The following is a 25,176-nucleotide window of genomic DNA, read 5'->3' as shown; positions in this document are numbered from 1 at the left end:
CAGGATCGGAGAACGGTTCATGTCCATCCCCCAGTCCGGCGGCGGACCGATCGAACGCCATGAGCAACTGGCCGAATATCTGGAATCGGGCTGCAAGCCCAAACAGGATTGGCGCATCGGGACCGAGCATGAAAAGTTCGGCTATTGCAAAGACACGCTGAAGCCGCTGCCCTATGAGGGCGAGCGCTCGATTCTGGCCGTTCTGAAAGGTCTACGCGACCTGCACGATTGGGAGCCGCTGGAAGAAAACGGCAAGCTGATCGGCCTGCAAAAAGACGGCGCCAATGTCTCGCTGGAACCTGGTGGACAGTTGGAACTGTCGGGTGCGCCTTTGGAAACCATCCATGAGACCTGTGACGAAGTGAACGCGCATCTGCGCGACGTGAAGGATATTGCTGACAAGATCGGCGTCGGCTTCATCGGTCTTGGTGCCGCGCCAACGTGGTCGCACGACGATATGCCCCTGATGCCCAAGGGCCGCTACAAGCTGATGAACGACTACATGGAGAAAGTCGGCACCATGGGTCGGTCGATGATGCGCCGGACCTGCACGGTTCAGGTCAATATCGACTTTGGGTCCGAGGCCGACATGGTGCAGAAACTGCGCGTTGCGTTGGCCTTGCAGCCGGTGGCAACGGCGCTGTTCGCCAACTCTCCGTTCTTCGATGGCAAACCCAACGGCCAAAAAAGCTGGCGCAGCTATATCTGGCAGCATCTCGACGATGCGCGTACCGGGATGCTGCCCTTTGTGTTCGAGGACGGGTTCGGGTTCGAACGCTGGGTCCAATACGCATTGGATGTGCCGATGTATTTCGTCTATCGCGACGGTCAGTATATCGACGCGTTGGGACAGTCCTTCCGCGACTTCCTGCAGGGCAAACTGCCCGCGCTGCCGGGTGAAACGCCGACCCTGTCGGATTGGGCCGATCACTTAACCACGGCCTTCCCCGAGGCGCGGATCAAGAAGTTCATGGAGATGCGCGGCGCTGATGGGGGCCCCTGGCGACGCCTGTGTGCGCTGCCTGCGTTCTGGGTTGGCCTGACCTATGATCAGGGCGCGCTTGATGCAGCCTGGGATCTGGTCAAAGGCTGGGACGCGGACACTCGCGAGGCACTGCGTGTCGAGGCCGCAAAAGACGGGCTGCAGGCACAAGTCGGCAACATCAACATGCACGATCTGGCGCGCGAGGTGGTCTCGATTTCCGAGGCCGGTCTGAAATCCCGTGCCTTCCCCGGTGCAGGTGGCCTGGTCCCGGATGAGACGCATTTCCTCAACGCGCTGAAGGACAGCATCGAAACCGGCAAGGTTCCGGCGGATGAGTTGCTGGATCACTACAATGGCGACTGGAATGGCGATCTGACGCGGGTGTTCCCGGAATACAGCTATTGATCCGCGCCGTGCGGCTTGCATTCACCGGGATTGGCCGATAGCAGGTTCTGGACCAAATTCAGGGGCCAGTTCGGAAAGCGTCATGGACGATCTTAAGTCAAAATATCTGGGGCAGATTGCTGAGGCAGGCGACGAAAATGCGCTTGAGGCGATCCGCGTCGCCGCCGTGGGCAAAAAGGGCGAGGTCGCGCTGAAGATGCGCGAGCTGGGCAAGATGACGCCCGAGGAGCGGCAGGTCGCAGGCCCCGCGCTGAACGCTCTGAAGGACGAGATCAACTCGGCCCTGTCCGCCAAGAAATCCGCTTTGGCTGATGCCGCACTGGATGAGCGTCTGCGCACCGAATGGCTGGACGTCACCCTGCCGACCCGCGCGCGCCGTCAGGGTTCGATCCACCCGATCAGTCAGGCGACCGAGGAACTGACCGCGATCTTTGCCGAACTGGGCTTCTCGGTGGCCGAAGGGCCGCGGATCGAAGACGACTGGTACAACTTTGACGCCCTGAACATCCCCGGCCACCACCCCGCGCGGGCCGAGATGGACACGTTCTATATGCACCGCGCCGAGGGCGATAACCGCCCGCCGCACGTGCTGCGCACCCATACATCTCCGGTGCAGATCCGTTCGATGGAGAAACAGGGCGCGCCGATCCGCGTCATCTGTCCGGGCGGCGTCTATCGCGCCGACTATGATCAGACCCACACGCCGATGTTCCATCAGGTCGAAGGGCTGGCCATCGACAAGGACATTTCGATGGCGAACCTGAAATGGGTTCTGGAAGAGTTCGTGAAGGCGTTCTTTGAGGTCGACGATGTCGAACTGCGCTTCCGCGCCTCGCACTTCCCATTCACCGAGCCGTCGGCCGAGGTCGATATCCGCTGTTCCTGGGATAACGGTCAGCTGAAGATCGGCGAGGGCGACGACTGGATGGAGATTCTTGGTTCGGGCATGGTCCACCCCAAGGTGATCGCCGCCGGTGGTATCGACCCCGAGGTCTATCAGGGCTTTGCCTTCGGGATCGGGATCGACCGTCTGGCGATGCTAAAATACGGAATCCCGGATTTGCGGGCGTTCTTTGATTCCGACCTGCGCTGGCTGCGCCACTACGGGTTTGCGGCGCTGGATATGCCGAACCTGCATGGTGGTTTGTCGCGTTGAGTAAGATGGTCCACCTTTTCACTTTCGCGTGCCGGAATGCGGAGAACATCCGGAGGGGCATTGAGGCAAAGAAGTGGGCCGTGGCCACGGTATCTGACCAGTCAATGAAAGCGCGCAGGACAAAGGCAAAAAAGTATCTTGAGCTAGGCTCGCGAGGATTGCTGTATTGCAATCCTTTGCAATCTTTCACTACGCCTTTTGTCGTCACGTCCGAACCTGCATTGTATTCGGTAGAGCAAGAAGTTTGGCCTGAGGCATGGTCGATCCCATTCGGTATTCAGCCTCTTGGAGACCTTTCAAAGACTCTGCATAAGGATACCGCACGAAACAGGTGGTCGTTCCTAGCTCATAGAATGAGTTTCGATGGCTACAACTCTGTTTCGGCTGCTATGAACTTTACTGGTGCAACGGTGTTCTCGCCGCTGTCGATTTCGGACCAAGATTGGGACTGCATTCTTAGCGACCTTTCGACAAGTTAAGCGGCGCCCGACATGCGGATCGTACATTACGGAACAAATCGAAATTTGAGCTGTCGATTTTCCAAAATTTAGCGCGGAACAAGGCCGATAGGCCACCGCGCCATCGCCAGACCGCCCGCACGGGCTGGCGATTTGTCTCCGCAGGCACTCCGTTTGAACGCTACACGGACTTGGTCAGCATAAATTGCCGACCACACCCCGTGGATCGCCATCCCGCGGTCTGGCGATAGCGCGGCTTGTTACATGCGCCCACGGGGTTGTGACGTGACAGCGGGCGCAGGCTCGCTAGGGTTCGTCAGATGATTTGCCGACTGCTCTGCCTCTTCCTGCTGATCGCCACTCAAGCCATCGCTATCGATACCTGCCACGGCGATACCGCCTGTCAGGTTGGTGACCGCTCGTATCATGTACTGGAGCCGGACGGGTGGGATGGCGAAACGCCTCTGCCCGTTTTGCTGCATTTCCATGGCTGGGCGCGGCAGGGGAATGTGGTGGTGAACCATGAACGTATTGCAGGGGCTACGAAGCTGCGCGGTGTGTTGCTGGTGGCCCCGAACGGGTTGGGCAAAAGCTGGGATTTTTGGACGTCGGACACCGGCGATGTGCCTTTTGCTGACCGGGTGTTAGAGGATGTCGCCAGACGGTATCCGATTGACCCGGAGCGCATCTATGTCTCGGGCTATTCCTTTGGCGGCGCGATGGCGTGGCGCTATGTCTGCCAGTCGGGGAATGACACGGCGGCGCTGCTGGCCGTTGCGGGCAGCATCCGCCAGACTGAGGAGTGCCCGCAGGCCCCGCGTGAGGTGCGCCATGTGCATGGCCTTAGCGATACGGTGATGGATTTCCCCTATGGCTCGGATGGCGACACCACCTATCCGGTGGCGCTGTGGCGGCAGAAATACGGCTGCCACGACGCGACCCCGCGTGGAGATTGGAGCGTGGTGCCGATCCTGACGCTCAGCCGCATGGAGTGGACCGATTGCGCGCAGGGGCAGGTGGTGTTGGACACGCATCCGGGCGGGCATTTCATCCCCCACGGCTGGATCGGACGGCAGTTGGATGAATTGTTGGGCCGCACCCCAAGCTATCCCTGAACCGTTTGACATCGCCGTGCGTCCCCCTTCCAGTTAGGCGAAACGATCTGACACGGGATTCCTTGCCGCATGAAACTGCTTTTGCCCTTCGCCCTGATCCTTGCCGCCGCAACCGCCTTTGCGCGTGACATCTATCCGCCGGTTGACGTGCTGCTGCAGACCGAAACTTCGGTCATCGGCGAGGCGCTGGAATATCCCGACGGCACCCCGCAGATCACCATGGCCATCGTCACCATGCAGCCCGGTCAGAAAACCGGCCTGCACCGTCATGACGCTCCGCTGGCGGCCTATATCCTCGAAGGTGAGATCACCGTCGATTACGGCGATGCGGGCAACCGGACCTATAAGGAAGGTGATGCGCTGGTTGAGGCGTTCCGGTCGCCCCATGCGGGTGAGAATACCGGCGACGGGATCGCGCGGATTTTGGCGGTGTTTGCTGGATCGGACAGCGTTGCCAACACAGTGACCGCGGAGTAGGCGCGGCGGTTCTACGCGCCCTCTTTCCCCTCTGCGCATTATCCGGTAAACGCGGTCTGACCCGAGATTTACTGGCGGAAACCGACCGATGAAATTCACTCTTTCCTGGTTGAAAGACCACCTCGACACCAACGCTTCGGTGGATGAGATTGCTGAGGCGCTGACTGATCTGGGCCTTGAGGTCGAAGAGATCGTGAACCCGGCGGACCGGCTGAAGGACTTTACCCTTGGGTATGTGAAACACGCCGAGAAACACCCCGACGCTGACAAGCTGCGCGTCTGTAAGGTGGACACCGATGAGGGTGAATTGCAGATCATCTGCGGTGCCCCCAACGCGCGTGAAGGGATCACCGTCGTGGTTTGCAAACCGGGCATGTATATCCCCGGTCTGGACCTGACCATCAGTGTCGGCAAGATCCGCGGCGTCGAAAGCTATGGCATGATGGCATCCGAGCGCGAGTTGGAGCTGTCGGATGAGCATGACGGCATCATCGAGCTGCCTTCGGGCAAGGTAGGTGACAAATTCATCGACTGGCTGGCCGAAAATGAGCCATCCAAGGTCGACCCGATGATCGAGATCGCGATCACCCCGAACCGCCCCGATGCGCTGGGCGTCGAAGGGATTGCCCGCGATCTGGCCGCGCGTGGCATTGGTAAGTTGAAACAGCGTGACTACACTCCGGTGCCGGGTGATTTCGAAAGCCCAGTCAAAGTGACGATTGATGAGGATACGCTGGACGGCGCGCCCCATTTCACCGGACGTCTGATCAAGGGCGTTAAGAACGGACCCAGCCCGCAATGGCTGCAGGATCAGTTGAAGGCCATCGGTCTGCGTCCGATTTCGGCATTGGTAGACATCACCAACTATATGACCTTTGACCACAATCGCCCGCTGCACGTCTTCGATGCGGACAAGGTGCATGGCAATCTGCGGGTACATCGCGCCAAGGGTGGTGAGAAGCTGGTTGCGCTGGACGAGAAAGAATACACTCTGCAGCCTGGCATGATGGTGATTTCCGACGACAAAGGCCCGGAATCCATTGCCGGTATCATGGGCGGTGAGGAAACCGGCTGTACCGAAGAAACAGTGAATGTCTTCCTAGAAAGCGCGTTCTGGGATCACGTGCAGATCGCCCTGACGGGGCGGGCTTTGAAAATCAATTCGGATGCGCGCTATCGGTTCGAACGTGGGGTAGACCCGGAATACACGCTGGAAGGGTTGGAGCAGGCAACGCAGATGATTTTGGATATCTGCGGTGGCGAAGTGTCCAAGGTCGTGGAAGCGGGCAAAGCGCCGGATCATTCGCGCGCCTTTAAACTGGATGCCGAGCGGGTGCAGTCTCTGGTCGGAATGGAAATCCCCGAAAGCGAACAACGCCAGACCCTGACTCGTCTGGGTTTCCGCCTTGAGGGCGAGATGGCGCATGTTCCCAGCTGGCGCCCAGATATCATGGGTGAGGCCGATCTGGTGGAAGAGGTCGCGCGGATTGCATCCCTGACCAAGCTGCAGGGCAAACCGCTGCCGCGTATCACCGATGGCATCCCGAAACCGGTGATGACCCCGACACAACGCCGTCAATCGATGGCGCGCCGCACCTGCGCAGCGCTGGGGTACAATGAGTGTGTTTCCTACACTTTCATCGATCAGGCCTCGGCGGCCTTGTTTGGTGGCGGGGACGAAGCGACGCAGTTGGAAAACCCGATCTCGACCGAGATGAGCCACATGCGCCCCGATCTGCTGCCCGGTCTGCTGCAGGCCGCCGCCCGCAATCAGGCGCGTGGCTACGCGGATGTGGCGTTGTTCGAGGTCGGTCCAGTGTTCCATGATGGTGAACCGGGAGATCAAAAAACGCAGATCACCGGTCTGCTGGTTGGTCGTAATGGTTCCAAGGACGTGCATGGGGCATCGCGCCCGGTCGACGTGTTCGATGCCAAAGCGGATGCCGAGGCGGTGCTGGCCGCCATTGGCGCACCCGCCAAGGTGCAGATCCTGCGTGACGGCGATGCCTGGTGGCATCCGGGGCGTCACGGCAAAATCTGTCTGGGCCCGAAAAAGGTGCTGGGCGTCTTTGGCGAGTTGCACCCTCGTGTGTTGCAAGCGCTGGATATCAAAGGCCCGGCGATGGCCTTTACGATCTGGCCGGACGAGGTGCCTCTGCCCCGTAAATCCGGCGCCACCCGTGCTGCGCTGGAACTGCGTGACCTGCAAGCGGTTGAACGTGACTTTGCCTTTGTAGTTGACGAGGGGGTCGAGGCGCTGACGCTGGTCAACGCCGCGGCCGGTGCTGACAAGGCGCTGATCGAGGATGTGCGTGTCTTTGATGAATTCATCGGTGGCAGTCTGGGCGAAGGTAAAAAATCGCTGGCAATCACCGTGCGCCTGCAGCCAACCGACGCGACGCTGAAGGAAAAAGACATCGAAGCGGTGGCCGAGAAGATCATCGCCAAGGTCTCCAAGGCGACGGGCGGTGTGTTGCGCGGATAGGGGCCCTGCCATAAGACTTCAAAAAAACGCGCTTCCGGGCGCGTTTTTCGTTTCACCTACGGGAATTAGGGCGTGTTTGGGATAAGTGTTTCTGGATTTTCTTGATTGGGCTTCCCGCAAATGCGCCTTAAGTAGGTTCCAAATCAATACCGGAGGTCGACATGGGCTTGAACGTATACCTATCAGGGGAAATTCACACCGATTGGCGTGAGCAAATTATCGACGGCGCACAGGGATTGGACATCACCTTCAACAGCCCCGTCACCGATCACGACGCCAGCGACGATTGCGGTGTGGCTATTTTGGGCGAAGAGCCGAACAAATACTGGCACGACCACAAGGGCGCGATGGTCAACGCGATCCGGACGCGCAAAGGGATCGCGGATGCAGATGTGGTGGTCGTCCGGTTTGGCGAGAAATACAAACAGTGGAACGCTGCCTTTGATGCAGGTTATGCGGCAGCGCTGGGCAAGTCGCTGATCGTCCTACACGGCCCCGATCATCAGCATGCGCTGAAAGAGGTGGACGCCGCAGCCCTAGCCGTGGCCGAACAACCCTCGCAAGTGGTTGAGGTCCTGCGCTATGTGCTGACCGGCACGCTGCCAGGCTGAATTGACCCATTGAAATTGGGCTTGCAGCATAGTGTGGCTGCAGGCCCGAGGGTGCGGGCGGTCAGTCCCGTGGCGGTGTCACAAGACCTTTCTGAACGGCAGGGCGTTCCAGAAAACGGTCCAAATAAGCTGTTACATTTGTGTGGTCGTCCCATCCGACCAGTTCTCTGGCACCATAGAAATCTAGTCCGCGCAGCCAGGGCGCGATGGCTATGTCGGCAATCGAATAATCTCCGGCGACCCAGTCCTGCCCTTCAAGCTGCTGGTTCAACACGTTCAGCAGCCGTTTGGCCTCGTTCACATATCGCTCGCGGGGGCGGGGGTCTTCGATCTCGCTACCAGCGAATTTGTGGAAAAAGCCAAGCTGGCCGAACATTGGACCAATGCCGCCCATCTGAAACATCAGCCATTGAGTGACCTGGTGCTTGTCTGCCTGGGTCTGACCAATAAACTTGCCCGATTTTTCGGCCAGATACAGCAGGATGGCACCGCTTTCGAACAAACCAATGGGCTTTCCGTCCGGGCCGTCCGGGTCGATGATTGCGGGGATCTTGTTGTTGGGGTTCAGCGACAGGAACTCGGGGCTTTTGACATCCGCCTCCGACAGGGTGACCTTGTGTGCCTCATACGGCAGGCCGGTTTCTTCCAGCATGATCGAGGCTTTGACCCCATTGGGCGTGGGGAAGGAATACAGCTGAATCCGGTCCGGGAACTGTGCGGGCCAGCGATTCATGATCGGGTGTGGTTTGGTGTCCAGCATTGGGGGGCTCCTGAGTGGATACCCCCAGAACGTAGGGCGCGAGGGGCCATCTTGTAAGCCCCCGAAGCTGTGCGCGACCGGTCAGCGCGTGTTTGCTGGCGAACAACGGGGAAATCCGGTGGAACTGGCACCTAGACCAAAGCGTGTTTTTGCCTCAGACTTTGGCAATTCCCGCGCGAAAGCCGCGGGTTTCTTGTTGTTGAAAGGAGATGGCCGTGGATGAGGTCGTAACACAGGTGGGCGCGTTTGCGCCGCTGATCATGAACGCGGTCAAGGCGCTGATCGTTCTGATCCTTGGCTGGATCGTGGCTGGGGCCGTGGGCGGCCTAGTGCGTCGCCGGATCAACTCGACTCCGCAGATTGATCCGACGTTGGGCAACTTCTCAGCCAGCCTGGTGAAATGGGTCATCCTCGCGATGGTTCTGGTGGCCGTTCTGGGGATCTTCGGGATCGAAGCCACAAGTATCGTTGCCATTCTGGGTGCCGCGTCACTGGCCATTGGTCTGGCGCTACAAGGGACGCTCAGCGATCTGGCGGCCGGTGTCATGCTGGTGGTGTTTCGTCCCTACAAGTTAGGTCAATATGTGGATATTGGCGGCACGGCCGGGACGGTGAAAGACCTGAACCTGTTCACCACCGAACTGGTGACGCCGGACAATGTGCAGATCATTGTCCCCAACGGGCAATCCTGGGGGTCGATCATCACCAACTATTCGGCGCATGACACAAGGCGTGTCGATCTGGTGTTTGGTATCGACTATGGCGACAACGCGGACGAAGCGATGAAGATCATTCTGGATGTCGCCAAGGCGGACGAGCGTATTCACAGCGATCCCGAACCTTGGGTGCGCGTGACCAACCTGGGCGACAGCTCGGTCGATCTGACGGCCCGCCTGTGGTGCGCAGCGGCGGATTATTGGGACGTGAAGTTCGAAATCACCAAAGCGGTGAAAGAGGCGTTCGACGCAAAAGGCGTGTCGATCCCGTATCCGCATTCGGTAGAGATTCACAAAGAGGGGTGAACGCTTCCGTCCGGTGATCGGGCATTGAAATGCCCTCCTCCGGTTGGGCCCGGCGCCGCGCTGATCGCGCGGCGTTTTTTGTGCCGCGCGCGGGTCGTTGTACTTAGCGTGGCAACAAAAAAGGCGCCCTCATCCGAGGGCGCCTTTCGATTTCTGTATATCAGCCTTAGGCGTTGACGATGTCCTTGGGCGATACAACGTCCAGACCCAGTGCAACACCAACCGCGTCATAGGTCAGTTTTCCGGCATGCACGTTCAGACCAGCCAACAGGTGCGGGTCATCCTGGCAAGCCTTTTTCCAGCCTTTGTCGGCCAGCGACAGCATGAACGGCATGGTCGCGTTGCCCAATGCGATGGTCGAGGTGCGCGCAACGGCACCCGGCATGTTGGCAACGCAATAGTGCATGATGCCGTCGACTTCGTAGATTGGGTCAGCATGGGTTGTTGCTTTGGAGGTTTCAAAGCAGCCACCCTGGTCGATCGCAACGTCAACCAGAACCGCGCCGGGCTTCATGGTCGAAAGCTGTTCGCGTGTCACCAGTTTAGGAGCAGCCGCGCCCGGGATCAGAACGGCGCCGATAACCATGTCGGCATCCTGGATCAGTTCGGCGGTGGCACCAGCGGTCGAGTATTGGTTCTTGAAGGTTCCGCCATACACGTCATCGAGGTAACGCAGACGCGGAAGCGAGCGGTCCAGGATGGTAACATCTGCGCCCATGCCAGCCGCGATTTTCGCGGCATGCGTACCAACAACGCCGCCACCGATCACAACGACCTTGGCCGGTCCAACGCCGGGAACGCCGCCCATCAGAACGCCACGACCGCCATTTGCCTTTTGCAGGGTCCACGAGCCTACCTGCGGCGCCAGACGACCGGCAACTTCGGACATCGGGGCCAGCAGCGGCAAACCACCGCCAGGTGCGGTGACGGTTTCGTATGCAATCGCGGTGCAGCCCGATGCCAGCAGGTCGTGGGTCTGATCTGGATCGGGTGCCAGGTGCAGGTAAGTGAACAGCAACTGGCCTTCACGCAGCATCTTGCGCTCGACCGCCTGGGGTTCCTTGACCTTGACGATCATGTCGGCAGTGGCGAACACCTCTTCTGCGGTGTCCAGGATCTGGGCGCCAGCAGCGATGTAGGATTCGTTGTCAAAGCCCGAACCGATCCCGGCACCGGTTTCGATTACAACTTCGTGGCCGCGCGCGACGGCTTCTTGTGCCGCGTTGGGCGTCATGCCGACGCGGAATTCCTGCGGTTTGATTTCCTTGGGGCAACCGATCTTCATTTTTCGCTCCTCCATTCATAAACTGCCTAAATAATGGGCGATCCAGAGCGCAATTTCTGTGAAACTCTGCCTGCAAAATTGCTTTTTTTCAGGAGAATCTTCGTTATATAGTCGGAAACTCGCAAAGGATTTGCGCAAATGAGCTTGGATGCGACGGATAAAAAGATTCTGGCAGCCCTTCAGCGGGATGGCCGTATGTCAAATGCGGAACTGTCCGAGCAGGTGAATCTGTCGCCTTCGGCCTGTCACCGGCGCGTTCAGCGGCTAGAAGCTGAAGGCTATATCCGCAAATACGTGGCGCTGCTGGATGCGCGCAAGATGAATGTGCCCACGACGGTGTTTGTCGAGATCACGCTGCAAGGGCAAGCCGAAGAGCTCCTGAATGCGTTCGAAAAATCCGTGGCGCGCATTCCTGATGTGCTTGAATGCCACCTCATGGCCGGTACGGCGGACTATATTTTGAAGGTTGTCGCCGAGAACACCGAGGATTTTGCCCGTATCCATCGCCAGTATTTGTCGCGACTGCCGGGGGTGGCGCAGATGCAAAGTTCCTTCGCGCTGCGTACGGTGTTCAAGACCACTGCGTTGCCGGTGTGACGTTCAACCCGGGCCGGGATAGGTGAACAGGGCCAGGTGCAGGGCGTTAAAGCCAAAATGCATCAGAACCGGCACCCAAAGCCGCCCGGTTGCGTAATACCCCAATCCGCAGGCGGCCCCGAGGATCGAGGCGAAGACGACCAGTGCCGGGCCACCGCCCGCATGGGCCAGACCGAACAGCAGGCTGGCAGCTGCGATCCCGAGCGCCACGCCGATTTTCGACGTCAGGACCGATTGCAGATAGCCACGGAAAAAAGCCTCTTCAGTCAGGCAGGTCAGGAATAGGTTTGAAAACGCAAAAATCAGCCACCATGCGGGCAGGTCGATCTCGGGCCGTACCGCACCCAAGGAAAGACCCAACGCAAACAGGGCGGGCAGTGCCGCCAACCCGATCAACAAAGGCCCGGTTCTGACCAGCCGCGCGCCATGGATCATGCCTGGCCAAGCCAGCAGAACGGCAAACAAGACCATTGGTTTGTCCAGGTTGAGATACATTGTGAACGCAGCGCTGCCCGGGCCTGCCTGTACCTGATTCAGAACCAATAGATTGTGAAACCCGGGGATCAGATGCGCACCCAGAGCCAGACACCACAGGATCAACACCAGATGCCCGAAAACGGCGGGCACACCGGTCAGACGGCGCAACCCTAAAGCACCCAGCAAGCCCGCTGCCGTGATTGCCAAGGCCAGCGGGGTCAGCAGGCCAAGCACTGTTGCTGAACCTAGGAACACTGCCAACAGGGCCAGACCCAGCCCTTGTCGGCCTGATACCATGCCTATTTGTGCGGCAATCAATATGAACCAGGGCCAGATCGCAGGCAGTAGGGAAATGAAATGCGCCACATTCACCTCAGGGGGGTTGAAGGGTACTTGTGCCGACGGAATGATCCCTCTGGCAAGTAGGTTTGGGGCGGATTTATGCCAACCTGTTGGTAATGCGGCAAATCTGCCGCTTGTATCCTTGGGCGTGTAGGTTCAGATTTAGAAAAGGACCAAACCTCTTTTCGCATCGCCTTGACCTTGCTGCCATAAGCGGTTTCGCTTGGGGAAGGGCTTTATCAATTCTTCTGATGACATCAGGCGGTTACACGCGCGTTGTATGGTCCGGACCCGATAGACGATAAGGATAAGACCTTGGCTTACGAACATAACGATGCCCCAAAAGATTGGCTGGAAGCCGAGTTGGAAGACACGCTGGACGAAGATTTCGAGATCGAGTTCAGCGAACCCATGCTCTCGATGGAAGTCCGCAAGATCTATAAGGATCAGCATCCCGACATGCTGGATCGCAAGGTCTATTTCCGCAATCTGCTGCGCTTGCAGGCCGAATTGATCAAGGTTCAGGACTGGGTACAGCACACCGGGGCCAAAGTGTGCATCCTGTTCGAAGGGCGTGACAGCGCCGGCAAGGGCGGCGTTATCAAGCGTATTACCCAGCGTCTGAATCCACGGGTCGCGCGTGTGGTCGCCTTGCCTGCGCCCAGCCGCCGGGAGCAAAGCCAGTGGTATTTCCAGCGCTATGTACCGCATCTGCCCGCGGCCGGCGAAATCGTGTTGTTCGACCGATCCTGGTACAACCGCGCTGGGGTGGAACGGGTGATGGGGTTTGCGTCCGAGGATCAGGTCGAACAGTTCTTTCAGGACGTTCCCGAATTCGAACGGATGCTGGTGCGGTCGGGGATCATTTTGCTGAAATATTGGTTCTCAATCACTGATGAAGAACAGCAGTTGCGGTTCCTCATGCGCATTCACGACCCGATGAAACAGTGGAAACTGTCGCCGATGGATCTGGAATCCCGCATCCGCTGGGAGGCCTATACCAAGGCCAAAGAAGACATGTTGTTCCGCACCAACATTCCCGAGGCGCCCTGGTATATCGTCGAAGGCAATGACAAGAAACGCGAGCGCCTGAACTGTATCGAGCATCTTCTGACCAAGATTCCCTATACGGATGTTCCACAGGAAAAGGTCGAATTACCGGATCGAAGATACAACCCGGAATATGAACGGCGCGTTCTGCCGGATGAGCTGCACGTCCCCAAAATCTATTGATCAAAAGAAAACGCCCCCAAAATCGGGGGCGTTTTAGTTTGGAATACAGTGGGGCTCAGAACATGAAATGTTCGTTTGCCAGGTCCGCGATCTGCGTGTTTTGCAGGGTCAGAGTATTTCCCGCATTGTCATCGATGATCACATCATTGCCGGATTGCGAAATGTGGTTGTTCATCAGATCGCTATATCCGGTGATCGCACCATTCAGACTGAGGTCGATGAAGTCCTCAGAGGTGAAATCCGTGACGGTGTCCGGCCCGATGGTGAATACGAACGTATCCGCCCCGTTGCCGCCGGTCATTGTGTCAATGCCGCGGGCACCGATCAGAGTATCGTCGTCGTCGCCTCCGATCAGGGTGTCGCGGCCACGGCCACCCCTAAGCACGTCGTTGCCAGAGCCGCCCTGCAACCTGTCGGCACCCATGCCCGATTGCAGCCAGTCATTCCCGGTCGCACCCATCAACAAATCGCCGCCTTGGCCACCCAGAAGGACGTCATTGCCGCCATGACCGCTCAGCGTGTCATCGCCGGTGCCGCCGGTCAGCGTGTCGCGGCCGAAGCCGCCGTCAAGAATGTCATCGCCGTCGCCGCCGTTCAGCGCGCCGGCCTGACCGGCTTTCAGAATGAACCAGTTATCTGATGCATCGCCCACTGTGCCTGCGTCCACGGCCTGTTGGCCGGGCTGGGTAGGTGTGTCACCACCCGAACCACCGCCTGACCCGCCGGTGTCCAACTGAACCGGTGCCGAGGTCGTGGCAAAGTTCTGGGTCACGATCACGGCATCCCAACCGTTGAAATTGCCCTCTTCAATGCCGATCCCGATATATTCGAAATCGGGGTTCAATATGTTGGCCCGGTGGCCGGGACTGTTCATCAGGCTTTGGTGAAGCTGCACCACGTCGTCGCTGGCACCTGCAGCACCGCGTTCGGATTGCCAGGCGATGTTTTCACCCGATCTCCAACTGCCGGTGAAATCGAAACCGGCATCTCTCATCCGCTGGGTCGCGCTCGAGCCGCCCTGACCGGTGTGGCTGAAGATATCTGTCTGCAGCATCCATTCGCTGTGATCTTCGGCCGAGTCGTTCAGCTGAAGCTCAAGCTTGAGGGGTTGCAGCCCCCGACTTGTGCGTTCGTCATTGATCAATGCAAGCATCTGCCGTTCTAGATTGCTGGCCGTTGACATGATTCTGCCTCCAATTGAATTGAGTTATTTTGGCGAGACATTAATGGCGAGAATTTGACGGGATACAGACACAATCTGGACACCCCGACCCGTTCGGCGATTTGCCACCGCCTGATTCGCGTTGTTTGTGCGAAAAACTGCGCAAGTGCGCTGTGAAAGCGGTGTGAGGCACCGTTTCAGTGCCTCACACGCTGCATCGAACCTTAGACAAAGTCCATCATGCATCCGCTGTCGGCCGGTATCAGGATAAAGAAGTCATCCGGTGCGTCCGCCTCCATGACCGGGGCATCGTCATTCGCCGCCGGAGTGTCGTCGCACATATCCAGGGTCAGCATGAAATCGTCCTCGGTGGTGTCCGCATCGGTCACCATCGGGTCGTCATTCATTCTGAAATCGTCGACCAGCGCCAACAGGTCGTTCACGAAATCCTCGATTGCCGCCAGGAATTCTTCCACGTCGAAGCAAACGCCTGCAGTCGTATCGGTGACATCCGGTTCAGGTGTTTCCGGGTCTTCGGTCTCGGTGACGTCAGTGTCCGGTGTTTCTTCGCCCGGTTCGTCGGTCTCGGTGACATCGGTGTCTGGTGTTTCCTCAACCGGGTCGTCGGTCTCGGTGACGTCGGTGTCTGGTGTTTCCTCAACCGGGTCGTCGGTCTCGGTGACATCGGTGTCTGGTGTTTCCTCAACCGGGTCGTCGGTCTCGGTGACGTCGGTGTCTGGTGTTTCTTCGACTGGGTCGTCGGTCTCGGTGACATCGGTGTCCGGTGTTTCCTCGCCCGGATCATCGGTCTCGGTGACGTCGGTGTCAGGCGTTTCCTCAACCGGGTCGTCGGTCTCGGTGACATCGGTGTCCGGTGTTTCTTCGACCGGGTCATCGGTTTCGGTGACGTCGGTGTCCGGTGAATCTTCGACCGGGTCTTCGGTGACAGGGTCGTCCGGCATTGCCACGTCGTCCGTGGGCGGCGTTGGTGCCGCACCGTTGTCCAGCACCACTGCAGCGTCGGTGGTGGCAAAGTTCTGGGTCACCATCACGGCATCCCACCCATTGTAGTCGCCTTCTTCAATCCCAATTCCGATAAATTCGTAGTCAGGGTTCAGGATGTTGGCGCGGTGGCCGGGGCTGTTCATCAAGCTCTGGTGCAGTTGCTCGACATCGTCGCTGATGCCTGCGGCACCGCGTTCCGATTGCCAGGCGATGTTTTCACCTGACCGCCAGCTGCCGGTAAAGTCGAACCCGGCATCTTCCATGCGCTCGGTCGCGCTAGAACCGCCCGAACCGGTGTGGCTGAATATATCGGCGTTCAGCATCCAGGTGCTGTGATCTTCGGCCGATGCGTTCAGGCGGGTTTCCAGTTGCAGCGGGGATAGCCCGCGGGATGAGCGCTCATCATTGATTAACGCCAGCATTTCTTGCTCGAATGTACTTGCAGTCGACATAGTAGCCTCCGTTTTGAATGGTCGTCTGAGTAGACGAGGCCAGTTACAGGGGGCGTCGAACGGACGGACAGGGCGGTTTAGATTTCAGGCGAATTTCAGCAGGGGCGTGCTACCGATACGGGATTCGCTGCGCTGCAAAATGCCGGGCAAAATGTTGCTTGGCCCGATTTAGCAGCTTGTCGCCTAAGGCTGAGGCGGACTCGGCGGAATGCAACCGGTGATAGAAACGACAAACCCCCGGGCGATGCCTCGGGGGTCGTCAAATAGTGTCATCCAAAGCTGGACGAGCGAGGTGCTTAGAGCAAACCTTCGCGCTGTGCTTTCTTACGTGCCAGTTTACGGGCACGACGAATCGCTTCAGCCTTCTCGCGCGCTTTTTTCTCGGACGGTTTCTCGAAATGTTGCTTCAGCTTCATTTCACGGAACACGCCTTCGCGCTGCAGCTTTTTCTTCAGGGCACGAAGCGCCTGATCGACGTTATTGTCGCGAACACTAACCTGCATGTGGTTGTCACCACCTTTCTAGATAGAGTTGCAAGGAAATTGCAGGAGTTGGCCGTATAGCAAAGCCGGTCTATCTTGTCTAGTACTGGCCCCGAGAACCGGAGAACCGCCATGACCGTTACCTATGAAGATGCAAAACAACAGCTTTTGGATGCGATGCTGACCCACGTGCCCTTTGACGGTTGGTCTGAAACTAGCTTTCGCGCCGCGATCATTGATTGCGATCTGGATGACGGTTTGGCGCGCGCGATCTGCCCCCGAGGCGCGGTTGATCTGGCGCTGGCTTTTCATGCGCGCGGGGATGCGGTCATGGTAGAGCGTCTGAAATCCACCGACCTGAGCGAGTTGAAATTCCGCGAGCGCGTGGCCGCTGCCGTTCGGTTCCGGTTCGAGGCTGTGCCTGACAAGGAATTGGTGCGCCGGGGCATGACGCTGTTTTCGCTGCCGACCCATGCGGCGGATGGGGCCAAGGCGCTGTGGCAGACCTGCGATCTGATCTGGGACACGCTGGGCGATACCTCGGACGACGTGAACTGGTACACCAAGCGCGCGACCTTGTCTGGGGTCTATTCCTCGACCCTGTTGTTCTGGTTGGGGGATGATTCGCCGGACCACCAGAAAACGTGGGAGTTTCTGGACCGTCGCATCGACAATGTCATGCAATTCGAAAAGCTCAAGGCGCAGGTGAATGGTAATCCGCTGTTCAAACCGTTTCTGGCGGTGCCGAACTGGTTTGCCAGTCAGGTGAAACCGCCCGTGAAAATGCGGGTCGACCTGCCCGGGATGCTGAATCCGCGCAAGTAAGCATCTGGGCCTTCCAGAAATTGCCTGCTAGGCATTGGGCAAAGGAGATTTGCCCATGACCGAGACAATGCGCGCCGTTGAGATCACCAAACCCGGCGGACCGGAGGTTTTGCAACTGACCGACCGTCCCGTACCGGAACCCCAAGCCGGTCAGGTGATCCTCAAAGTGGCATATGCCGGGGTAAACCGCCCGGACGCGTTGCAGCGCGCTGGGGCTTATGATCCCCCGCCGGGTGCCAGCGATTTGCCAGGCCTGGAGGCGTCGGGCGAGGTCGTGGCGATCGGTGCGGGTGTCGATGGCCTGTCGGTTGGTGACAAGGTCTGTGCGTTGTTGCCCGGCGGTGGCTATGCCGAATATGTCGCCACGCCCGCTGCACATTGCCTACCGGTTCCCACAGGTATGGAAATGAAAGAGGCCGCCTGCCTGCCCGAGACCTTCTTTACCGTCTGGTCCAACGTCTTCATGCGCGGTGGGTTGAAAGCGGGTGAGCGTTTTCTGGTCCATGGCGGGTCCAGCGGTATTGGCACGACGGCCATCCAACTGGCCAATGCGTTTGGCGCACGGGTCTTTGCAACCGCCGGTTCGGCCGATAAATGCGAGGCTTGCGTCAAACTGGGGGCCGAAAAGGCGATCAATTACCGCGATGAGGATTTCGTGGGTGTCCTGCGCGCCGAAGGTGGGGCGAACCTGATCCTCGACATGGTTGGGGGCGATTATATCCCGCGCAACGTCAAGACCCTGGCTGAAGACGGGCGCTTGGTGCAGATCGCCTTTTTGCAGGGCCCGAAGGTCGAACTGAACTTCGCCTTGATGATGGTCAAACGGTTGACCCTGACCGGCAGCACCCTGCGCCCACAAAGTGATCTGGCCAAGGCAAAGATTGCGCAGGATCTGCGCGAGGCGGTCTGGCCATTGCTGGACGCCGGAAGGGTGGCGCCCGTGATGGACAGCGAGTTCGCGCTGGCCGATGCCGCGGCTGCGCATGCGCGTATGGAAAGTTCAAATCACATCGGCAAGATCGTTTTGAACGTCGCCGGATAAGCTGACCAGCGCGGTTCAGGCCGCGCGCTTTAGGCGACGGCCCGGCGGTATAGGTGCCATGTGGCGTGGCCCAGCACGGGCATCACCACAATCAACCCCAGCAACATCGGGATTGCGCCAATCACCAGCAAGGCGGCGACAATGAAGCCCCATGTCAGGATCACTCCGGGGTTTTGCCGCAGCACCCGGACCGAGGTCACAACCGCAACTGGTAGACCCACTTTGCGGTCCAGCAATAACGGAAAGCTGACCACGCTGATGGCTAGTGCGACCAGAGCAAACAGGAATCCTACCGCGTTGCCAAAGATGATCATTGTCCAGCCCGCACCGGTGGTGAACACCTGCGTGACAAAGGCGCCTAAGGATGTGGGCAGATCAGGGCCCAGCGTGTGGACATAGATGCTCTGCGCTACCATCAGCCAGACAAGCAAAAGCATGACCAAGTAGAAACCCAACATCAAAATGGCACCGAATGATGGCGATCGGAACACGCCGAACGCATCCAGCCAATGCACTTCTCCCCCTTGTTCGCGTTTGCGGCTGATCTCGTACAGACCCACTGCGGCTATTGGGCCGATCAGAGCAAACCCCATGATCAGCGGCGCCAGCAGCGGCACCATGTTGCGGTTCAGCCCGAACCCGAACATCAACAATCCTGCGATCGGGTAGATCAGCACGATGAATATGGCATCTGCTCTGGTTTCCAGAAAGTCATTGTACCCAGCCTGTAGACAAGCCCGCAGGTCTTGCATCGTTAAATTTTGCACCACCGGCAGATGCCGCGTATCCGCGCTGCCGATATGGTTGACGCTTTCAGCTATGTGATCACCGGTCGCACCGATATTCTGGGCGGCCCAGCTAATCGGATTTCCAATCGTTTTAGCCATTGATTTCCCCTCCCTTTGCGTATCGCGCAGCAGGGTGGATCCGGCATCGATTGCCTGAGGCCGGACCAGCCGGCAACGCCCAGATAGCAGTATAGCACATTTTTTCACGTTACGGTTGCGTGACGCGGAAATGTGCCGATTGCCCTGATTTTCAGGCGTGTTAGCTTGGTCGCAGGCAACAGGAGGTCAGCATGCAGCAAACGGCAAGAACCGTCGTCATTCACGAACACGGCGGCCCCGAAGTTCTGAGGATCGAAGACTGCCCCGTCGGGGACCCGGGCCCTGGGGAGGTGCGCATCCGCCATCATGCCTGCGGATTGAATTTTATCGACATCTACCAGCGGATCGGACTGTATCCGATGGACCTGCCGCACGCTTTGGGGATGGAGGCCGCAGGCGTGATCGAAGCCGTAGGCGAAGGTGTGACCCATCTTGAGCCTGGCCAACGTGCAGCTTATGCGGCGGCACCGGCAGGCGCCTATTCCGAAGCCCGGGTGATGCCCGCAGCGCAGGTTTGTCCACTACCTGACGGGATTCCGTATGATGCGGCGGCGGCGATGATGCTAAAGGGATTGACGGTGGAATATTTGTTTCACCGAACGACGCCGTTGAAACGTGGCGATACTGTTTTGTTTCACGCGGCCGCTGGTGGCGTAGGGCTGATCGCATGCCAATGGGCCAAATCCGAGGGGATTACTCTGATCGGAACCGCCGGGACCGACGAAAAATGCAGCCTTGCCCAATTCAACGGCGCTGCGCATTGCATCAATTATCGCACCGAAAACTTTGTCGAGCGCGTAGCCGAAATCACCGGCGGCAAGGGAGTGGATGTGGTGATGGATTCCATCGGGGCGGATACGTTCACCGGATCGCTGGACTGTCTCAAGCCGTTGGGGATGATGATTTCCTTCGGCAACGCGTCTGGGTCAGTGCCGCTGATAGATATTGGGATGCTGGCCAAGAAGGGCTCGCTCAAGATCACCCGCCCGACTTTGTTTACCCATATTGCCGATCACGCGGTCTGTCAGGCGATGGCCCGACGTCTGTTCGGCAAGGTTGAGGGCGGTGAGGTCAAGATCCATATCGACCAGCGCTTTCCGTTGGATCAGGTGGACGATGCGCATCGTGCGCTTGAGGCACGACAGACCACCGGCAGCACGGTGCTGGAATTGTAAAACTCATCAAGTCCTGGGCAAATGTCACAGGGCCTGTCGCCAGCGGGAACAAACAAAAACGGCGGCGAGTGACCTCGCCGCCGAAAGACTGTCAGATGTCAGCAAATTATTGCTGCAGCTCAGCCGGATCTTTGTCAGCAATGTTTTCCCAGTTCACACCGGCTTTTTCGATAAAGCCCGGAACGTCGCCTTCCCAGCGCTCCTGAATGTCTTTCGACAGGTTCAGGTACAGTTTGTTGTCAACGATTTTCCAGTAGTTCGGGTCGCCGTCGAACTTGAAGCCCATCGCGGTGCCGAATGCGCAGTAACCGCCATATGCGGGCAGGTAGGCTTCTGGGTTTTCTTCAAAGGCGGCTTTGTTTTCTTCCGAAGCAAAACGGTACAGCGCGTCGTTGTGCAGGGTCGAGATGCGGTAATCGCCTTTGGTCGGCTCGCCTACGGTGAAGTATGCAACCGGGTCATAGCCCTGCATTGCCAGACCGGTCGAGCTTGCGTTGATCTCAACACCAGCGGCCAGCGCCGAGCTTGCGATTGCAACGGACAGCGCAACGCCGCCCAGAATGGATTTGAACTTGTTCATGGTTTCACCTTTCGTGAATAGGCTCGCTCAAGAGCACCTGAATTTTGCCCGGGCAAACCGGATTTTGTTTTTGCGACGCCGGTAATTGGCCGTCACAGAACCTCAATTGGGCAGCGCCCTGATCACGTTCAAGACAATCAATTGTGAAGGTCCGGTAACACAAATTTTGGTGATGCAGACTACGTATCCGGGATCAGAGCGGTGACGAATGAAACGACCTTATCGGCAGGCATTTCACAAGGGCGCAGCAGGGCACCACTTTGTCGCGTCAAATAAAGGTTCATGCTGATATAGTCCGGGCCGCCAAGCTGATGGGCCACCAGTTTGAGAGATCTTCCAGCGCCATAAACCGAACGGCTGACCACATAGCGCCGCCCATTGGCGTAACCGGTAAACGTACCCTCGGGCAGCGCGAAAAAGGCGTTCAGAAAACCGGTTGGCGCAATCACGATTTGCCGATTTTCGGCTCGGTCCCCGCCTTGATCCGCGCCAGATTGGCGCTGTGGCGCCAGTAGACCAGCAGGGTTAGGATGATGCTCAGCGCAAAGGCTGAACTGTCCGTCAGCACTATCACCCAGACAACCGACATGGCCGCCGCCACCAGCGCGCCCAGTGATGAAATACGCCAGATCGCTGCAGCCACCAGCCATGTCAGACAGCAGGCCACACCTACGCGCCAATCCAGCGCCAGCCACAGGCCCAGAAAGGTGGCCACGCCCTTGCCGCCGTTAAAGCCCAGCCAGACAGGAAAGCAGTGGCCCAAAAATGCGGCCAGTGCCGCGATCTGGGCGGCGTCTTCCCCAGCCAGTGCCCGCGCCAACAGAACGGCCACCGCGCCCTTGGCGGCGTCAAAGATCAGCGTCAGCGCCGCGGCTGCCTTGTTGCCGGTGCGCAGCACATTGGTTGCCCCGATATTGCCTGACCCAATATTGCGCAGGTTGCCCAGCCCCATGACCTTGGCGACGATCATGCCAAAGGGAACAGACCCCATCAGATAACCAAGCACAGCCCAGAGGATCAGCTGGGTCATCGAACTGTCAAATGGCGGCATCAGGGTCTCCGGTAAACTTCTTGTCCAGCCACGTAAGTTGCGGTGACCTTACCTTGCATCCGCTGGTCGTCAAACGGTGTGTTTTGGGATTTTGATTTCAGCGAGAACCGGTCCAGCACAAAGGGCACATCCGGGTCAAACAGCACCAGATCGGCGGGCGCGCCCTCGGACAGGCGACCGCTGTCCAGCCCCAACCGTTTTGCCGGGTTCAGCGCCATGGCCCGGAACAGCGTCGGCAGGTCCAACTGTTCCGAATGATACAGGCGCAGGGCTGCGGGCAGCAGCGTTTCCAGCGCAACAGCGCCCGAGGCGGCTTCTTCAAACGGCAGTCGTTTGCTTTCCTCGTCCTGCGGTGTGTGCATCGAGCTGATGATGTCGATCAAGCCGCTGCGCACGGCCTCGATAACCGCCTGACGGTCATCTTCGGACCGCAGCGGCGGCTTGACCTTGAAGAAAGTGCGATAGTCGGCCACGTCCAGCTCGTTCAGCGTCAGATGGTGGATCGAAGTGCCCGCGGTGATGTCCAGCCCGTTGCGCTTGGCGCGCTCTAGCGCGGGCAGGGCGCGGGCGGTAGTGATCTGATCGGCGTGATAGGCAGCGCCGGTCATTTCCAGCAGGGCAATATCGCGGTCCAGCCCCATGCGTTCGGCCATGGGCGTGACGGCGGGCAATCCGCGCAAGGTTGCAAACTTGCCGCTGGTAGCGGCGGCCCCGGCGCTCAGGACAGGTTCCTGTGGGTGCGCGATAACCAGTGCGTCGCAAGACCGCGCATAGGTCAGAGCGCGCGAGAATACCTTGGTGTTGGTGACAACGTGATCGCAATCGGTGAACGCCACCGCGCCCGCATCTTGCAGAAAACCGATCTCGGTCATCTCACGCCCGTCGCGTCCTTTGGTCAGGGCGGCCATGGGCAAGACGTTGACCGGCGTATCCGCCTGCGCGCGGCGGGTGACGAATTCAAGGCTTTCGGGCGTATCGATGGCCGGGCTGGTATCGGGGCGGGTAACGATGGTGGTCACACCGCCAGCCGCTGCTGCCAGACCGGCGGATTTATAGCTTTCCTTGTGCCGCTCGCCCGGTTCGCAGACTTTGACACCGATATCGACGATACCAGGGGCAAGGCAGTGCCCGCCGCAATCGACGATCGACGTATCCGTGGACGGTGCGTCGCCGTCACCGCGCGCGGTAATCTGGCCGTTGCCCACCTGCAGCCAGCCAAGGCTGTCCGTGCCGGTTTCCGGGTCGATCAGGCGGGCGTTGGTGAAGGTCAGGTTGCTCATGCCAGTGCCCTTTCGATTGCGGCTTTGGTGGCGGCGGAATCCGCCTGATATTTGATCAGGTGCTTGTCGCCGCCCTTGGTGACGATCTGGACAAAACTGCCCATGATATTGACCGCCTTGATCTGGTTCAGGGCCACCTTGCGCGGGCCGGGGCCGGTGAGGGTGGTGTCCGTCATCGTCCAGGTGGCGACCAGTTCTTCCGAGGCCATGTACCATGCCCGGATGCCGACGGCGGCCAGACCGGCAGGCGCGCCGGTCCAGGGATAGGGGTTTCCGATCAGCCAAAGCACAATCATCGCACCCGCCATGGCCACGGCGGCCAGCCATGCGTTGGTGCGAATATAAGTGCCTCTGTCGGGCGAGAAGGTCACAGGATCAGCCACAGGATGCCTCCGACGGCCAAAAGGATCACTAATGCCATAACGGCAGAACCGATGCGGCGGGGTTGGTCGTTTTGGGACGCAGGTTGAGGGGCCGAGAACGGTTTTGCGCTTTCGGTTTCGATCGGACCGCCGGTCCAGTTGGTGGCCTCTTCGGTGAACAGCCCGATCAGGCGCAGCCGTTTGTCGGGGATCAGAGTGGCTGCGCGACCGCCAAAGGCAGCGCTGCGGACCACCATGACCCAACCCGTTATGGCTTCAAGCGCTGTGCGATCCAATTGATCGGCGGACACGCCGCAGCCCTCGTTCAGATAGCCATAGAGCCCTAGGTCCTCGAGGTCTGAGACCGCAAATACGTCGATCTGTTCAGGGTCCAGCCCCGCGACGCCCAGAATTTGATCGGCGGCACCGGGTTCACGCAGAAATTTGGCCTCTTCCGGGCGCATTTTCAGCGTGAACAGGCGGATCACGCCGCGTTCATGGGGGGCAACGGTCAGATCGCTCATGCCACCTCGCGCAGGTTGTGGGCCAAAAGTTCCATCGCAGCCATGCGGACGGCGACCCCCATTTCAACCTGTTCCTGAATGACCGAGCGGTTGATGTCGTCGGCCAGGGTCCCGTCAATCTCGACCCCGCGGTTCATCGGACCGGGATGCATGACGATGGCGTCGGATTTGGCCAGCGCCAGCTTGGCGGCGTCCAGCCCATAGCGGTGGTAATACTCACGCTCGGACGGAATAAAGCCGCCATCCATCCGTTCCTTTTGAAGGCGCAGCATCATGACAACATCAACGTCCCTAAGGCCCTCATTCATGTCGTCATAGATCTCGGCACCAAATTCGGCAAAGTGGTCGGGCACCAAAGTGGGCGGGCCGATCAGACGGATGCGGTTTTCCATCTTGCCCAGCAGGATCAGGTTCGACCGTGCCACGCGGGAATGGGCGACATCGCCGCAAATGGCGATGTTCAGCCGGTGCAGGCGGCCCTTGGCGCGACGGATCGTCAACGCGTCCAGCAAGGCCTGTGTCGGGTGTTCATGCTTGCCATCGCCGGCATTCAACACCGCACAGTTGACCTTTTGCGCCAGCAGATCGACGGCGCCGGAATGCGGATGCCGCACCACCAGCAGATCGGGATGCATCGCGTTCAGCGTCATGGCGGTGTCGATCAGGGTCTCGCCCTTTTTGATCGAACTGGCCTGCATCGCCATGTTCATTACATCCGCGCCCAGCCGCTTGCCCGCCAGTTCAAAGCTGGCCTGCGTGCGGGTCGAGTTTTCGAAGAACATGTTAATCTGCGTCAGCCCCGACAAAACGTCGGAATGCTTGGTCGATTGCCGGTTCAGGTCGACATATGTCTCGGCCAGATCAAGAATAGCGGTGATATCGGATTGCGACAGATGCTCGATGCCAAGAAGGTGACGATGGGCGAAACGCATGGGCGGGCT

26 protein-coding genes are annotated in these 25,176 nt (G+C 58.9%); 12 read left to right on the top strand and 14 right to left on the bottom strand.

Translation table 11 applies throughout. From position 1 onward, the window contains the following. Positions 1–19 precede the first annotated feature (19 nt). The 6 genes from ACR0JB_RS12560 to ACR0JB_RS12535 all read left to right on the top strand — a co-directional run bounded on the left by ACR0JB_RS12560 (position 20) and on the right by ACR0JB_RS12535 (position 7,692). Positions 20–1,390, top strand: coding sequence for a glutamate--cysteine ligase (locus ACR0JB_RS12560; RefSeq protein ID WP_480789961.1), 1,371 nt, complete (start codon positions 20–22; stop codon positions 1,388–1,390). Positions 1,391–1,472: 82 nt separating this feature from the next. Then, on the top strand, positions 1,473–2,546 hold the full coding sequence (gene pheS, locus ACR0JB_RS12555; RefSeq protein WP_058281830.1) for a phenylalanine--tRNA ligase subunit alpha: 1,074 nt from the start codon (positions 1,473–1,475) through the stop codon (positions 2,544–2,546). 778 nt (positions 2,547–3,324) lie between these two features. Beyond that, the gene (locus ACR0JB_RS12550) at positions 3,325–4,119 is read left to right on the top strand and encodes a CE1 family esterase (RefSeq protein ID WP_480789960.1); all 795 of its coding nucleotides are present in this window, start codon (positions 3,325–3,327) and stop codon (positions 4,117–4,119) included. Positions 4,120–4,188: 69 nt separating this feature from the next. Next, positions 4,189–4,596 (top strand): cupin domain-containing protein, encoded by a 408-nt coding sequence (locus ACR0JB_RS12545; RefSeq protein WP_480789959.1) that lies wholly within the window; start codon positions 4,189–4,191, stop codon positions 4,594–4,596. Between the two features lie 88 nt (positions 4,597–4,684). Then, positions 4,685–7,081 (top strand): phenylalanine--tRNA ligase subunit beta, encoded by a 2,397-nt coding sequence (gene pheT / locus ACR0JB_RS12540; protein ID WP_480789958.1) that lies wholly within the window; start codon positions 4,685–4,687, stop codon positions 7,079–7,081. 161 nt (positions 7,082–7,242) lie between these two features. Next, positions 7,243–7,692 (top strand): YtoQ family protein, encoded by a 450-nt coding sequence (locus tag ACR0JB_RS12535; RefSeq protein ID WP_170397082.1) that lies wholly within the window; start codon positions 7,243–7,245, stop codon positions 7,690–7,692. A gap of 61 nt (positions 7,693–7,753) precedes the next feature. On the opposite strand, the gene ACR0JB_RS12530 is transcribed toward ACR0JB_RS12535, so the two are convergent. Then, the gene (locus ACR0JB_RS12530; RefSeq protein ID WP_480789957.1) at positions 7,754–8,452 is read right to left on the bottom strand and encodes a glutathione S-transferase family protein; all 699 of its coding nucleotides are present in this window, start codon (positions 8,450–8,452) and stop codon (positions 7,754–7,756) included. A gap of 215 nt (positions 8,453–8,667) precedes the next feature. Here ACR0JB_RS12530 and ACR0JB_RS12525 point away from each other — a divergent pair, with 215 nt between their 5' ends. Further along, entirely contained in the window at positions 8,668–9,474 is an 807-nt protein-coding gene (locus ACR0JB_RS12525; RefSeq protein ID WP_170350724.1) for a mechanosensitive ion channel family protein, read from the top strand. Positions 9,475–9,640: 166 nt separating this feature from the next. On the opposite strand, the gene ald is transcribed toward ACR0JB_RS12525, so the two are convergent. Beyond that, complete coding sequence (gene ald / locus ACR0JB_RS12520; protein ID WP_170350723.1) at positions 9,641–10,759, bottom strand: alanine dehydrogenase; 1,119 nt, start codon at positions 10,757–10,759, stop codon at positions 9,641–9,643. 138 nt (positions 10,760–10,897) lie between these two features. On the opposite strand from ald, the gene ACR0JB_RS12515 reads away from it, so the two are divergent. Further along, positions 10,898–11,356, top strand: coding sequence for an Lrp/AsnC family transcriptional regulator (locus tag ACR0JB_RS12515; protein WP_170350721.1), 459 nt, complete (start codon positions 10,898–10,900; stop codon positions 11,354–11,356). 3 nt (positions 11,357–11,359) lie between these two features. Here the strand turns inward: ACR0JB_RS12515 and ACR0JB_RS12510 are convergent, their stop codons facing one another. After that, positions 11,360–12,199 (bottom strand): CPBP family intramembrane glutamic endopeptidase, encoded by an 840-nt coding sequence (locus ACR0JB_RS12510; RefSeq protein ID WP_170397084.1) that lies wholly within the window; start codon positions 12,197–12,199, stop codon positions 11,360–11,362. A gap of 291 nt (positions 12,200–12,490) precedes the next feature. Here ACR0JB_RS12510 and ppk2 point away from each other — a divergent pair, with 291 nt between their 5' ends. After that, positions 12,491–13,408: a polyphosphate kinase 2 gene (gene ppk2 / locus ACR0JB_RS12505; RefSeq protein WP_170350719.1), complete on the top strand. Its 918-nt coding sequence runs from the start codon at positions 12,491–12,493 to the stop codon at positions 13,406–13,408. A 55-nt stretch (positions 13,409–13,463) separates the two neighbouring features. Here ppk2 and ACR0JB_RS12500 read toward each other — a convergent pair whose 3' ends face one another. The 3 genes from ACR0JB_RS12500 to rpsU form a co-directional block, all read right to left on the bottom strand. Next, a complete protein-coding gene (locus tag ACR0JB_RS12500; RefSeq protein WP_170397086.1) occupies positions 13,464–14,591 on the bottom strand; it encodes a CAP domain-containing protein in 1,128 nt (375 codons plus the stop codon). Positions 14,592–14,794: 203 nt separating this feature from the next. After that, the gene (locus ACR0JB_RS12495) at positions 14,795–16,027 is read right to left on the bottom strand and encodes a CAP domain-containing protein (protein WP_480789956.1); all 1,233 of its coding nucleotides are present in this window, start codon (positions 16,025–16,027) and stop codon (positions 14,795–14,797) included. 296 nt (positions 16,028–16,323) lie between these two features. Beyond that, the gene (gene rpsU / locus ACR0JB_RS12490) at positions 16,324–16,530 is read right to left on the bottom strand and encodes a 30S ribosomal protein S21 (protein WP_005614280.1); all 207 of its coding nucleotides are present in this window, start codon (positions 16,528–16,530) and stop codon (positions 16,324–16,326) included. A 111-nt stretch (positions 16,531–16,641) separates the two neighbouring features. On the opposite strand from rpsU, the gene ACR0JB_RS12485 reads away from it, so the two are divergent. Further along, positions 16,642–17,334 (top strand): COQ9 family protein, encoded by a 693-nt coding sequence (locus ACR0JB_RS12485; RefSeq protein WP_170377836.1) that lies wholly within the window; start codon positions 16,642–16,644, stop codon positions 17,332–17,334. Between the two features lie 55 nt (positions 17,335–17,389). After that, positions 17,390–18,376: an NAD(P)H-quinone oxidoreductase gene (locus ACR0JB_RS12480; protein WP_170377834.1), complete on the top strand. Its 987-nt coding sequence runs from the start codon at positions 17,390–17,392 to the stop codon at positions 18,374–18,376. 29 nt (positions 18,377–18,405) lie between these two features. On the opposite strand, the gene ACR0JB_RS12475 is transcribed toward ACR0JB_RS12480, so the two are convergent. Beyond that, positions 18,406–19,263 (bottom strand): DUF2189 domain-containing protein, encoded by an 858-nt coding sequence (locus ACR0JB_RS12475; protein WP_170350712.1) that lies wholly within the window; start codon positions 19,261–19,263, stop codon positions 18,406–18,408. Between the two features lie 191 nt (positions 19,264–19,454). Here ACR0JB_RS12475 and ACR0JB_RS12470 point away from each other — a divergent pair, with 191 nt between their 5' ends. Beyond that, positions 19,455–20,438 (top strand): quinone oxidoreductase family protein, encoded by a 984-nt coding sequence (locus ACR0JB_RS12470; protein WP_170350711.1) that lies wholly within the window; start codon positions 19,455–19,457, stop codon positions 20,436–20,438. Positions 20,439–20,544: 106 nt separating this feature from the next. Here ACR0JB_RS12470 and ACR0JB_RS12465 read toward each other — a convergent pair whose 3' ends face one another. The 7 genes from ACR0JB_RS12465 to ACR0JB_RS12435 form a co-directional block, all read right to left on the bottom strand. Further along, a complete protein-coding gene (locus ACR0JB_RS12465; protein ID WP_170350710.1) occupies positions 20,545–21,018 on the bottom strand; it encodes a YHS domain-containing (seleno)protein in 474 nt (157 codons plus the stop codon). 179 nt (positions 21,019–21,197) lie between these two features. Beyond that, positions 21,198–21,467, bottom strand: coding sequence for a hypothetical protein (locus tag ACR0JB_RS12460; protein ID WP_170397092.1), 270 nt, complete (start codon positions 21,465–21,467; stop codon positions 21,198–21,200). After that, positions 21,464–22,069, bottom strand: coding sequence for a glycerol-3-phosphate 1-O-acyltransferase PlsY (gene plsY / locus ACR0JB_RS12455; protein WP_170350708.1), 606 nt, complete (start codon positions 22,067–22,069; stop codon positions 21,464–21,466). Before plsY ends, ACR0JB_RS12460 begins: the two co-directional genes overlap by 4 nt. After that, complete coding sequence (pyrC, locus tag ACR0JB_RS12450) at positions 22,069–23,349, bottom strand: dihydroorotase (protein ID WP_480789955.1); 1,281 nt, start codon at positions 23,347–23,349, stop codon at positions 22,069–22,071. Before pyrC ends, plsY begins: the two co-directional genes overlap by 1 nt. After that, on the bottom strand, positions 23,346–23,732 hold the full coding sequence (locus ACR0JB_RS12445; RefSeq protein ID WP_226689300.1) for a hypothetical protein: 387 nt from the start codon (positions 23,730–23,732) through the stop codon (positions 23,346–23,348). The genes pyrC and ACR0JB_RS12445 overlap by 4 nt, the downstream gene beginning before the upstream one ends. Beyond that, positions 23,717–24,235 (bottom strand): hypothetical protein, encoded by a 519-nt coding sequence (locus tag ACR0JB_RS12440; RefSeq protein WP_170397096.1) that lies wholly within the window; start codon positions 24,233–24,235, stop codon positions 23,717–23,719. The genes ACR0JB_RS12445 and ACR0JB_RS12440 overlap by 16 nt, the downstream gene beginning before the upstream one ends. Further along, the gene (locus tag ACR0JB_RS12435; RefSeq protein WP_170397098.1) at positions 24,232–25,167 is read right to left on the bottom strand and encodes an aspartate carbamoyltransferase catalytic subunit; all 936 of its coding nucleotides are present in this window, start codon (positions 25,165–25,167) and stop codon (positions 24,232–24,234) included. The genes ACR0JB_RS12440 and ACR0JB_RS12435 overlap by 4 nt, the downstream gene beginning before the upstream one ends. Positions 25,168–25,176: the final 9 nt, after the last annotated feature.

This window comes from Ruegeria sp. BI7 (assembly GCF_056537925.1).
Note: the sequence above shows the minus strand (reverse complement) of the source record. Positions and strands in the feature narration are given on the sequence as shown.